Here is a 12,819-nt window from a genome sequence, read left to right as displayed (position 1 = left end):
CTGCCTTACATCAATCCTTTAAGCATGCCATTCCAATAAAGGATGGGAAGCAGTTCTCTTTTCATCAGGTACATACTGAATCTCTCTTCAGATTGGTCAAAAGGAAAGGTTTCACACGGCATCAGATTGTAATCAAATTCGGCCAGCACCAGTTTGTTGTACCCCGTTACAAGCGGGCAGGATGTATAACCGTCATACCTGGCAACCAATGGAGTACCATTGATCAGCGCGAGGAGGTTTTTCTCGACGACAGGCGCCTGTTTGCGAATAGCAGCTCCGGTTTTGGACGTGGGAAGATTCGCGCAATCGCCTAAGCCGAAAATAGTGGGGAATCTTTTGTGCACAAGCGTAAATGGATCGACATCGACCCAGCCTCCTGTGTCTGCCAATGCGCTGTTTGCAATGAAATCGGGCGCTTTCATGGGAGGGGTCACATGAAGCATGTCATACTTCCATACTACCTGCTCTTTTGTATCCAGATTCTCGAACACGGCTTCTTTGGAATCCGCCCGCACTTCCATTAGGTTATGCTTGTATCTGGTTTCGATGTTTTTGCGACGAATGACGTTATTGAGCGTATTAGCATACGTGGGAACGTCAAAAATACTTCCCTTCGCCGATGCAAAAATGATCTCTGATTGGTTGCGAACATGTAACTTGCGAAAGTAATCATCAGCCAGATACATGATTTTCTGAGGGGCTCCGCCGCACTTTACGGGTGAATTTGGGTGGGTAAAAATGGCAGTGCCGCCTTTAAAGCTCCGAATGGCTTCCCATGTACTATCTACCGTTTGGTATGCGTAGTTGCTGCAAACGCCGTTCTTCCCGACGGCATCCCTCAGGCCCTTTACCCCCTCCCAATCTATTTGCAGACCAGCAGCAACAACGAGGTAGTCATAGGAAAAGATGATCCCTTGCTTCGTACTTAGCGTGTGTTGTTCTGGTTGAAACATGGTGACCGCATCGCAAATCCAGTCGACGCCAGCGGGAATCAGAGAGGAAAGGTCGCGCTCGGATTCCTCCTTTTTCGCGACACCACCTCCGACTAATGTCCATAAAGGCTGATAATAATGCTTGGACGCGGGATCGATGATGGCGACTTGTCCCTTGAGCCTTTTGGAAGCCCTGACGATACGGGCAGCAACAGAGATACCGGCTGAGCCTCCTCCCACGATGACTACCGTATAATGAGCTTGTTTTGCCATAGTTCCTCCTTCGACGACGATATGGTTTCCAATCGTACGATGATAGTTCATGAGGTGTAGTCTCTATATTCAGTTTATTCCTCTGTCATTTTTTCCATATAGGGGAAGTCCCCTACTTTTGGAATCAGGCCATTAAAATGCCAGATCGAGATATTTATTTTTAATGGCGTATTGGATCAATTGATGCTTGGAATCCAGTCCTAGTTTCTGCATGATATTCGTTTTGTGGTTCTCCACAGTTTTGACGCTGATCAACAGCTTATCTGCCATTTCCTTATTCGTATAGCCAAGCACAATGAGTCTGACAAGCTCCTTTTCTCGTAGCGTTAAAACAGAAGGCATCGTTTTGGCATCCGATTTCAGCCATAGATTGATGATTTCTTGCGATACGGAAGTCTTGTAAAAGCGCTTACCTCTGTAGACTTCCGCAATCGCTTGAAACAGCAACTCGCCATGGCTGTTTTTTAAAATGTACCCATGGGCTCCGACGGTAATAGCCTTCTGGACAAAAATCTCCTCGTCATGCATGGTCAATATGACGATTTTCACGAAAGGATTTGACTTGCGAATCTCATTGCTCGCTGTAAACCCATCCAGCCCATTGGGCAATGACAAATCCATCAGCACTACATCGGGTTCCAGCTGATTGGCTTTAAGGATAGCATCGTTGCCTGTATGACTCTCCCCGACAATTTTTATTTGAGAGTAACTTTCGAGAAGCACACGCAATCCCTTCCGAATCATCGTGTGATCATCAACCAAAAGCACTCGTATCACTCTGCTCTCCCTCCTTCTCCCACTACCGTTACCTTGATCGATGTACCTTCGTGGAGCACGGATTGAATCTGAAGAATCCCCTCCATCTGATCCACTCGTTCTTCCATATGCTTGAGTCCCAGACCGACCTGAACCTGATCGCGAACAAATCCGATTCCGTTGTCCTGAATCAGCAAAGTCAGTTGGTCGTCTTCCTTGTACAAGATGACTTCAATGAGTGTCGCCTTCGCGTATTTTAGTGCATTATGTAAAGCTTCTTGGATGACACGGTACAGATTGATTTCCAAGATTGGCTGAAAATGATCGCTGACATTGCTGTAGGAAAAAGTAATGGAAACATCCTGATGTGCTTTGTTCAAGCTAGAAACAAGATGCCGAACCGTAGGAATCAGCCCCAGTTGATCAAGACTATACGGACGCAGCTGTAAAGAATACAACTTGACGTCTTGTATCGCTTTTTCCAGCTCATTCACGATCTCTTGCATGAATTCCCGGAATTGTCCTTCCTGGTTGAGACGTGTTTGAATCGCTTGAATGCCAACCGAAACGGAATACAAGGACTGTCCTACGCCGTCGTGCAGCTCCTGGGCCAGACGCTTATGTTCATTTTCCTGGGCTTCTAGCGTTTTTTGCAGCACCTGCTTGGAGATTCTGACCTCCTCTTCTTTTTTCTTGACCGTCATATCTTTCAAGACCAGAAGTACATCCTGCATATTTTGTTCGCCATTTTCATAGATGACAGCCGTGCTCATTTCCATGTCAACGTACCGTCCTTCATACGTGGGCATCGCAGAAAGAAAATAGGGAACCTCCCGTTTGGCGAGCAAATAACATCGTTCTTCTCCCTCTTCCAGCGCTCTGCTCTGGCAGTAGGAGCAGAACGGCACTTTTTCTCCTCGCTTCCAACCGGTCATTTTTTCTGCGGATGGATTCATCACCATAATTTTTCGTTCCTGATCCATGAGAATAATTCCGTCCTGCAAGTGGTCGAAAATTTGCTTCAGATAACCGTTATCCATCGCCTTTCCTTCATCTCCATAGCAGTCAAAATAAGTCGGACTTTGATCCATCATTGGTCCTCCATACTGATCTTATTTCTTCTATCATCCAATCGTAAGAGACGGAGAGCACCTTTCAAATAGGTACCTTCCCCTATCTTATGTGACGCTACATGATGATCAAATAGATACTGTGTTTTGATTCGCATCTGCGTATGAAAAAGCCGAGTAACCGCTAGGTATGATCCCCTAGCATGTACTCGGCTTGCCATCTGAATATTCTCCTACGTGTCCAATAACGATTTCTCTTATTGTACCCCAACAGAAGTTTTGCTTCGTTCATAGGCAAAAATGATCATCGTCACTCCTAAGATTGCGCAAATCATATACATAAAGGAATAGGAGAAATAATCAGCCACTGGCCCCATGATGACTCCTCCCAGAGAAACACCCAAATCGGCCATCGCTATGAATAACCCGATTAACACGTTGCGATCCGTCTTCGGCAGAACAAAGGTTAAATACGTCGTTAACGTAGGATAAAGGAGGGCTTGAGCTATTCCCATTAATAAGGCGCCTACGTATAAAAAGGCTGCCCCACCCAGGATAGAAAAGCTTACACTTAACGCCGCTGCTGCAAGAGTGAGCATAATTCCCATCATAAACGATGAACGCCACTTGCCGTCTGACGGGATTTGCTTTCTCAAAACAAACCGGGATAATACAACGGTGCCTGCCTGAATCATGAGGTAAATTCCTGCATTCCCATATTCGATTTGTACAGCGTACAACGGGATAAAGGTAGTCACAGCTCCAAAAATAATGGATGCCGCAAGCATCAAGACACTGCATTTACGTAAACGAGAGTTTTTGACTAAATAGATTACGGAACCAAACATGGTGGCTCCCTTTTCTGTCTGCCCCTGATCTGGCTCGGCCACTTTTTTGTCCATTTTGGCACTATAGCCCACCACTCCTGTAAGGATCGCAATGGTGACCATGGCAACTGTAAAAAAATGGCTATCCCCTGCTTGCCATATGCCTAGAGCGAGTAGTGGACCAAGAATACCAGGTAAATAAGCACATAAGGAATACATGGAAATCCCTTGTGAACGATCCTTGTCCGGCAACGCATCAATAATCCCTAACTGTAATACCATGGAGAAAAAAGCGGTACACACCCCTTGCAGAATACGTGCAACGATAAAGCCCTCTAATTCGGTGAACGTATATAAAATGAGAGCCGCTCCATTGAATATAAGAATCGTTCGGAGCATTTTGATTGGTCCATGTTTTTGGATGATTTGGCCTGCCCATGGCCGAAAAAACATGGTTGTAAACAGATACGCTCCCATAACGACTCCGATTGTTGTATTGGTCGCACCCAACTCTGCACCCTTCAAGGGAATAATGACATTCAGAATAGAGTTCGCGCTAAAATACAAAAGAGTCAAGATGTACAATCGCAAAAATGGCCAAGAAAGAGCCCCTCTCATAGCTCCTTGCTCCTTCCTCTGTTCACTCTCATTGCCAATTCCATTACGCAATAATCATTTGCAACAATTTCTTCGTATAGCCGGACTGAGCATCTTTTAATTGGTCAACCTTCACGATCTCTTCGATCTCACCATTTCGTATGATCATGATTCTGTCGCAAAGATAGGCGGCAGCCTGTATGTCGTGGGTGATGAAGATATAGCTCATGTCGTAACGTTTTCTCAAGTTCTTCAGTAATTCAAGCACTTGCATTTGTACAGAGCCGTCCAAGGAACTGATTGCTTCATCGAATAGGATGCATTTGGGTTCAGTTGAAACGGCTCTCGCTATGCATACCCGCTGAACCTCTCCCCCTGATAACTCATGCGGATATTTTTTTCGATAGGAAGGATCCAACCCCACTTGATAGAATAAATGGTCAATCTCGCTTAGAGCATCTTCCCGTGCCTTTCTTTTCATTTGTAAAGGCTCCCGAATCGCCTCCTCAACCGTATAAAATGGATTGATGGAGGAAGTGTAATCTTGAAACACAGCGCTGATGTTCCCTGTTCTCACTTTTCGGTCCTCTACTTTTTTGCCCTCAAACAAGATGGTACCTCGATCAGGCTTTTCAATCCCCAATAGCAATCGTCCTAGTGTTGATTTACCACTTCCACTTTCTCCGATAATGCCTAGACACTCCCCAGACTTGCATTCAAAGCTAATGTTTTTCAACACATGCTCTCTTTCCCTTGAGAACAATCCGCCTTTCCGATATGATTTCTCCACGCACTCAACGCTCAGCAACACTAATTCCTCCCATGACTCTCTTAAAATGTTGATTCATCGCCAGCTTCGTGGAGAGTAAGTAACGGGTATATGTATGCTGCGGTTCAGAGAAGATGGCTTGGGTCGTCCCGGTTTCAACAATTTCTCCTTCTTTCATGACGAGAACTTCATCTGCTATTAATTTGACAATCCCTAAATCGTGAGAAATAAAGATCATGGAGCAGCCCATTCGTTCGCGCAATTGCAGGAACTGTTCAATGACTTCGAACTGCGAGATGGTATCGAGCGCTGTCGTGGGTTCATCAGCAATCAGAATGTCCGGCTTCAATACGATGGCAAGTGCAATCATGACTCGCTGCAGCGTTCCACCTGACAGTTGGTGGGGATACTTATTCATCACCACTAGCGGGTCTTTCAGCATGACGCTTTCCATGGCGATTTTCATTTTGGTTATGATCTCGTCACGGCTCCATCCAAAATGTTCCACAAGCGTCTCCTTTAGATGAACGCCCACCACGCACGAGGGATCAAAGGCACGCATGCCATTCTGCAAAATCATGCAAAGCTGTTTCCCCCGCTTTTTCCTCATCTCCTGTTCGGAGAGCTCCATGAGGTTTTCTCCTCGTAACAGAATGTCTCCCGATTGGCGAATCCCGACTTTATTCAATTTCATGATGGCCTTGCAAGTCACCGACTTCCCGCTTCCGCTTTCTCCAACAATGGCCAGGCAGCTTCCCTGCTTCACATAGAATGAACTATTTGGAACAATCACTCGATCATTGCGACTGTCCCAGATTTTCAGGTTTTTTACCTCCAAAATGTTCATCATCCGGTCATGCCACCCCCTTTCCTTCGAGCTTAATGGCAGAGGCTGCTTCTAATCCTTGCTGCTGATATGTAGAAGTCATTAATTTGGGATCGAAAGCCACTTGAAGTGCATCAGACAAGTAGTTAATGGCCGATACAACGATCACGATGGTCAAACCGGGAGCTAGCATGAATTCCGGGCGTGAAAACATGACGTCTCTCGCTTCATTCAACATCATGCCCCACTCTGCTTCCGGTGCTTGAATGCCTAAACCCAGAAAGGAAAAACCCGATATTTGCAAAATCATCGAACCGAAAGAGCTGCTAGAAATGACGGCAATGTCGGGCAATGCAACCGGAACAATGTGCCTGATCATGATTGCCATATTGCTTGCACCGATTGCCTTTGCGAATTTTACATAATCGGATTCCGCATATTGCATGACTGACGTTCTGATGATTCGAGCAAACCACGCCCATTTGATCAATACAAAGGCGATGATCATATTTTCAAAACCTACTCCTAATATGCCGATGATCGCCAGAGTCATGACATATCCAGGAAAAGAAAGGATCACATCGCAAACGCGCATCAAGATAGCATCTGTTTTTCCACGAAAGTAACCCGCAAGAACGCCAACAATCGAGCCAATCGATACAGATAGGAGCAGCGCAGCAAAGACCCAGAGCATGCTGGGACGAATCGCGTAAATGAGTCTGGATAAAACACATCGCCCGAGGTGGTCGTTGCCCAAAAGATATTCCCATGATGCGGATGCAAATCGAAGCTCCATATGTACTTCTTCGGGATCATGCGGCGCAACGAGAGGGGCAAATATCCCAGCCACTGCTGTGACCGTAATAATCGATAAGGATAGGACAGCGATCTTGTCTTTCCACACATTTTGTAATCGCTTCATCTAAAGACCATCCCTTAGTTTGGGGTTCAATGCCACATTGATGATGTCGGAAACGGTGTTGAACAGAATAAAGACGACTGCCAACACAAGGACATAGGCTTGGATGATCGGAAAATCCCTGCTTAAAATGGATTTGACGCTTAGTGTTCCGAGTCCCGGCCAAGCGAAGATGTTTTCCACGACGACTGTACTTCCCAAAATAATAGGAATTGCCATGCCAATTACGGAAATGGCCACCTGCAATGAATTTCTAAGAATGTGCATCGTGATCTTTTTCTCCGGTAAGCCGCATGCTCTGGCGTAGAGAACGTAGTCTTCATTCATGTTGCTTAACATGGAACTTCTGATGATTCGAAAATAGATGCCAGCATAGCTGATTGTAATCACAGCAACGGGCAATACATAGCTTTTAAACGACTCCATTCCGCTTGTCGGAAGCAAATCCAGCTTGACGGAAAAATACCAAATTAGTAAAGCTGCGAGCCAATAAGACGGCATCGATGTCAAGAAAAACGAAACACCTCTGACTGATTTGTCCACCCATTTTCCCGCTTTCAATGCGCAGGCTACTCCCAATACGATGGACAGTACAACAATGGCGAAAGTTGAAACCAGCGTCAGCTTTACTGTATGGAGAAAGGCTGGTCCTAGCATGGACCACACGGGTTTTCCCGTTACATATGAATCTCCAAAATCTAGCTGCAAGCATGAGACAAGCCAGTTTAGGTAACGAGTCAGAAAGGGTTGGTCCATCCCAAGTTTCGCTCTTGTTTGCGCAAGTAACTCATCCGTTATTTGGGGTATGCCTTGCGAATGCAGCACCACTTCAGCGGGATCTAAGGGAGATAGATGAATAAAGGCAAACGTTACAAAGGATATGATCAGAACCAAAGGAATCGATAGTAGTAACCTTTTGGTGATATATCTGCCCATAGCACGCTCCTCTTGTGTATTTATTCAAAGTACATCCGCTCAAATGGAAGCTCGAATTGTGTTTGCTTAAACGAGATGCCCTGCAGGTTTTTGGGAGCCAAGATCGTGACTCTTCCATTCGTAATCGGAATAAATACGGCTTCCTCATGGACAATGGTCAAAATATCGGTATATAACGATTTTCTATGTTCCTCATCAGTCGTCACCATGACTTCTTCTATTTTTTTATAGAGCTCATTAGCTTGCGCGATGCCTCTTGTCGTATGGTAATAGGAAGACTTGGAAGTAAAAGCAGCGATTGTGCTTTGCGGATCATACGCGAGTCCCCACGTTTGATTGAAAAGCAGGTCATAGTCACCTGTAGACCTTCTGTTCGCAATCGAAGAAGACTCCTCGCCAATAATCTCCAGATGAACCCCAATCCTTTTTACCGTATGTTGAATCAATTCAGCCTGCGTTTTTTGAGTGGACGAATTTACATCATAATAAAGCTTCATGGCTAATGGCTTTCCGTTTTTCATTCTGATTTCGTCCGCATTCCCGATACCCCAGCCTGCCTCCTCCAAAATCTTGTTCGCTTTTTCCAAATCGTATCCCCGCTTCTCTAAATCCACGTTGGCATAATGAACATTCGAAGAGAAAAGCGTATAGGCTGGTTGTTCAGTATCTTCAAATATTTGTTTGCTGATGGTCTCTCTGTCAATCGCATGCCAAAACGCTTCGCGCACAGCCGTTTCATGTACAGGACTATCGGTTTTGCTGCTATTAGCGACAATTATGCCTGTGTTCATTGGTTGACTGCGAATCATTTGGTGTTCACCTGATTCAACGAATTGGTTCATGGCTTCTACATCGAGACTATTCGCGCCTCGATCATCCGTAAATACAAAGTTCACTTCTCCCTTTTGCAGGGCCAAGAAAGTAGTCTCTCCTGCGGGAAGTACTTTGGCTGTGATTTTCTTCACTTTGGGCGCGCCGCCCCAGTAATTTTCATTCGCTTCAAATTCGGCATACTGATCGACTTTATGCTCAGTGAGCTTATAGGGGCCTGTTCCGTTATAACCACTAACCCCATCTTTGGTTCCCCCGTTCACAAAATTTTGGGGCGAGATGAATACATAAGGTCTTGTCATCGACAATTCGACCAGTGTCGGGTAATACGGTTCGGATAAGACCAGTTCAACCGTATATTCATCGAGTACATTGCAGTCCACGATCTTTGTGGAGAGCTTGATCCACGAATGCTTGGTTGCATTGCTTTGCACCGCTTCTATATTCTTTTTCACTGCTTCCGCATTAAATGGCCCTCCATCATGGAATGTCACGTTTTTTCTCAAGTGAAACGTGTACACTTTTCCATCGCTGGAAACTTCCCAAGATTCAGCCAACAATGGTTTGATCCCATCTTCCGTATTTTCTACTAACGATTCGTACACCATCCCTTGTGCTGGCATGGAGCCGGAATAAAAATGGGGGTTCATATCGTTAATATCTTTCGAAGTGGCATACACGATCTTTTTCTCTGTATCGGTTGCCTCCGTTTTTGCCGTATCTCCATTACTGCAGCCAACCAGCAGTACGATTGAGAACATGAAAGTCCTTACTAAATATCCCATTCTTCTTGTCATACCAATTCCTCCTGAAGATACGTACTAGTACAGTTTCTTTGTTCCGATACCCTTGCCAATCTCACTGCATATCATCTTCAAATCTTCCTCAAAGCTTTGCACAACGAATGCATCTGATAACCGTTCGTCCTTACGTGTTCGCGCAACTTCCGCAATTTTACGCTCGTACGTTTCAATGAATGTATCGATGGTAGGGCAACTGATCTCTATGTATCTAGCAATGCCCTGAATGATTTTTATCCGATAGTAATCTTCCTTTGGCATGCGCGGGATATCCCAATACCCTTCTCTATTGATAAACATTTTCCGGATGGGGACAGCAGAAAAATCGAAGTATCTTCCATCTGAGTCTGGCTCCGAAAAAGGATCGATCAACAGGGAGGTATACCGAATGAACAATAAATACTCTTGATGAATGGTTTCAAAATGAACGAAGTTTTCGATATCATCACGTGATAGACACTCCAGCCTCACCGGATAGTTATCATCCGTCATGAACTTCAGCAAATTGACTCCTTTCATATTGAGCTTTTCCACCACATTTGTGATCTCTTTCCATTGGCTCAACATATCGCGAATGAGAGATTGCGTGATGGGGCCCTCTGGAAACATTTTGTATACGTACTTTTTGATTGGTTCCTCTCCAAATATCACGCGAAGCGAGAAATCATTCATAAACAGTGGCGGATGCACATAGAGGGATATGTTTCTCGTTTCCGCCTCAATCGGAGAGTTCATGACTTCCAAATCGATACCTACTTGCTCATATAATTCACAAAGTTTTTTTACATTCTGGGATGGTTCGTGCGTCGAGCCAATGTATACTTTTTTCTTAACCCCAGTCGTAATCACACGATTGGAAGGCTTATCGTGGTACCAGCGTGTATCTCCAAGGTAAGTAGAAAAACTGATAATCTCCGCATCTGAATGAATCCTGTTTAGATAATGGCGTAGTAAACTGTTGGAACCAAAGGTCGGGGAAACTAAAACCATGCACTTTATTTGCTGTAAAACATGATCATTGATTTGTTGTAAAACCTCTATGTAAGCATCTGTAGTGACAGATAATAGGAAGGTATCCCATTCCCCTGTAACAGTCTCATATCCATGGAATACATGATCGATTTGGCAGTCGCCTTCTATCTTTTGATGCTTTTCATTTTGAACATCTACGCGAATCTGCTGCCTATTTTGCTTAAGTTCAATGAAGAATGATTCAGAACGAACAGACTCACGCCCAACGATCCCAATGTAGCAATCCCATTGTTTTTTAAGCATGACAGCCATTTGAATGGAAGCAGGACCTGTTCCCAATAGCAAGATTCGTTTCAAAGCCCCCATAGAAACCTCCTTTTACGATCAGCATGCAGCCGATGCTTTTTTATACAAAGCGATATCAAACACATGGTCAGGACGCAAGATGGTTTCAATCAGCGTCCATTTCCGCTCATCTACCTCTCTCATGGGGTAGTTAAAAAGAGACTTCATTTGATTACCGTATCGGATCGCCACGACCACTTGTTCATTTGTCAATGGATGCAATTGTTCCAGCAGGTCATATTTGTTTGCAACCGTCGAACTGAAGATGATATGGGTTGCAACCTTCGTCACATCAAGTCGTTCCACAAACTCTTTTTCCAAGCGGATAGGCAATCCACTTCCCAGCCTTTCTACAACACTCCGCCCTAGCTTGATAGCCTCCTCATCAATGTCGATACCAACCACGTCCGCTCCAGTACGCTTCGCAATCAACAATGGCGTCATGGGAAATGAGCCTGAACCAACCATCAGCACCTTTGAATCAACAGTAACTTGGAAACTCCCAAATTCTTCTTCAATACATGATTCAATGTTTTGAAAGTAGTCGGTCCTATCGTCAATCCCATCCAGCAACTTCAGCGCACGGTATTTCTCCATAATGGCAACGCAAATCGCCGAAGCTTTCCTTACATCCTCCACCAGCTGATTCAACTGGCTTACGATTGACTGTTCTAGTTGCTCCCAGGCTACTTGGTTTCTTTCATCCGTTATGAATGTAGAATACTCATCTATGATCTTCTCTAACTCCGAGCTGTGATAGATGGTACCGTCATATCGATCTGCTAAATGGGTGAACCTTTCTAGAAATGCAGTCACATGTTGTTGCAACTGTTCTGGTCTATTCATTCAGTTCTCCCCTTGCTATATAAAATGTGAAACCTCAAACGGTATCTTGTATCTCGATGAAGGCTTTGCCCTGTGCCACGATTCCGACTGCCCCCTCAATTTGTAGGCTTGTTACTCCTTCGCTTTGCCAATTAGCCGTTACATGAATCGTGCCTCCCGGTTGCCTGATTGGAGCAGCGATATCGCTTTGCTTTTTCCAAGCCAGATAGGCTCCAAGTGAAGCAGTACCTGACCCACAGCCTCTTTCCCAGATCATGCTATCTAATGGTGGAACAAAGATAAGCGGAGCCAATTCATTCGAAGCTGGCTGATACAATAGCACACCGATCAAATTCGCCCCTACAGTTACTCCAAGCAGCTTGGCTAAAGTTTGCGCACGTTTTCTTACCATCTCATTGAACTGGTCCACTTCAATCACGATGTGAAAGCAATCAGGATACCTCACAATCACCATGTTTATTTCGTTGCCTTCATAGTTGATTGATTGTTGCTCGATCTTTTTAGGTAGAGGCATCGAAACTTGGCAGTAATATTCGTCTTCGATTCTTTTTACCCGACAAGCAACGAAATGATCTGTTCCCGAAGCTTCCAGAACAATTTTGGTCCAATCATTATGCTGTAGCCCATTTTCATGCGCAATGAACGTCGCTAATGCCATGCATGCATTTCCGCAAAACTCGCCCCCGGCCATTTGCAGATGGGCTGCCGCTCCATCATGATTCGGTTTTTCGATAAACCCCACTTGTTCAGCATGGACACTATCGTAGGACATCATTTTTGAGGCGATGAGCGTATACTCTTCCGCTGGATGATTATTTTTCACAAGAATGGTCATATTTTGTGTGGGATTAAACTTTATAAAATCGATTTCCCGTTTCATCACAACCTACCCTCTTACCATATTTTTAATGAGCAGCTAATTATTTCGCGTTAAACGTAATCATTACGATTTGAATTAGAAAAAATAAACCGTAATGATTACGATTATTAACGAGTACATCATATCCACAATTTGGTTATCTGTCAACTGCATCATTGTTCATTACCACGCTGAGTTGCTTACAAGGGACTTTTAAAAAGAATACCTTGACTAAACAAAGTAGAACAGGTAATCTTTACC

Annotated in this window: 12 protein-coding genes; all 12 read right to left on the bottom strand. The window is 44.6% G+C overall.

Going from position 1 to position 12,819, the window contains the following annotated elements:
* Nucleotides 1-5 precede the first annotated feature (5 nt).
* Nucleotides 6-1,205: an FAD-dependent oxidoreductase gene (locus tag ACM6JA_RS02665; protein ID WP_414851137.1), complete on the bottom strand. Its 1,200-nt coding sequence runs from the start codon at nt 1,203-1,205 to the stop codon at nt 6-8.
* A 132-nt stretch (nt 1,206-1,337) separates the two neighbouring features.
* Nucleotides 1,338-1,982: a response regulator gene (locus tag ACM6JA_RS02660; RefSeq protein WP_414851065.1), complete on the bottom strand. Its 645-nt coding sequence runs from the start codon at nt 1,980-1,982 to the stop codon at nt 1,338-1,340.
* Entirely contained in the window at nt 1,979-3,055 is a 1,077-nt protein-coding gene (locus ACM6JA_RS02655) for a PAS domain-containing sensor histidine kinase (protein ID WP_414851064.1), read from the bottom strand. Before ACM6JA_RS02655 ends, ACM6JA_RS02660 begins: the two co-directional genes overlap by 4 nt.
* 233 nt (nt 3,056-3,288) lie before the next feature.
* Nucleotides 3,289-4,476, bottom strand: a complete 1,188-nt coding sequence (cntE, locus tag ACM6JA_RS02650) for a staphylopine family metallophore export MFS transporter CntE (protein ID WP_414851063.1) — start codon at nt 4,474-4,476, stop codon at nt 3,289-3,291.
* Nucleotides 4,477-4,519: 43 nt separating this feature from the next.
* Complete coding sequence (locus ACM6JA_RS02645; RefSeq protein ID WP_414851061.1) at nt 4,520-5,263, bottom strand: ABC transporter ATP-binding protein; 744 nt, start codon at nt 5,261-5,263, stop codon at nt 4,520-4,522.
* On the bottom strand, nt 5,250-6,071 hold the full coding sequence (cntD, locus tag ACM6JA_RS02640) for a staphylopine uptake ABC transporter ATP-binding protein CntD (RefSeq protein WP_414851136.1): 822 nt from the start codon (nt 6,069-6,071) through the stop codon (nt 5,250-5,252). Before cntD ends, ACM6JA_RS02645 begins: the two co-directional genes overlap by 14 nt.
* Nucleotides 6,072-6,078: 7 nt before the next feature.
* A complete protein-coding gene (gene cntC / locus ACM6JA_RS02635) occupies nt 6,079-6,972 on the bottom strand; it encodes a staphylopine uptake ABC transporter permease subunit CntC (RefSeq protein WP_414851060.1) in 894 nt (297 codons plus the stop codon).
* Nucleotides 6,973-7,905: a nickel/cobalt ABC transporter permease gene (gene opp1B / locus ACM6JA_RS02630; protein ID WP_414851059.1), complete on the bottom strand. Its 933-nt coding sequence runs from the start codon at nt 7,903-7,905 to the stop codon at nt 6,973-6,975.
* 20 nt (nt 7,906-7,925) lie between these two features.
* On the bottom strand, nt 7,926-9,533 hold the full coding sequence (gene cntA, locus ACM6JA_RS02625) for a staphylopine-dependent metal ABC transporter substrate-binding lipoprotein (protein WP_414851058.1): 1,608 nt from the start codon (nt 9,531-9,533) through the stop codon (nt 7,926-7,928).
* Nucleotides 9,534-9,557: 24 nt separating this feature from the next.
* Nucleotides 9,558-10,874: an opine metallophore biosynthesis dehydrogenase gene (locus ACM6JA_RS02620; RefSeq protein WP_414851057.1), complete on the bottom strand. Its 1,317-nt coding sequence runs from the start codon at nt 10,872-10,874 to the stop codon at nt 9,558-9,560.
* Nucleotides 10,875-10,892: 18 nt separating this feature from the next.
* Entirely contained in the window at nt 10,893-11,699 is an 807-nt protein-coding gene (locus ACM6JA_RS02615; RefSeq protein ID WP_414851056.1) for a class I SAM-dependent methyltransferase, read from the bottom strand.
* A 34-nt stretch (nt 11,700-11,733) separates the two neighbouring features.
* The gene (locus ACM6JA_RS02610) at nt 11,734-12,579 is read right to left on the bottom strand and encodes a diaminopimelate epimerase (protein ID WP_414851135.1); all 846 of its coding nucleotides are present in this window, start codon (nt 12,577-12,579) and stop codon (nt 11,734-11,736) included.
* Nucleotides 12,580-12,819: the final 240 nt, after the last annotated feature.

This window comes from Brevibacillus sp. IT-7CA2 (assembly GCF_949767855.1).
Taxonomy (GTDB): domain Bacteria; phylum Bacillota; class Bacilli; order Brevibacillales; family Brevibacillaceae; genus Brevibacillus.
This window is presented reverse-complemented; position numbering and strand designations above follow the sequence as displayed.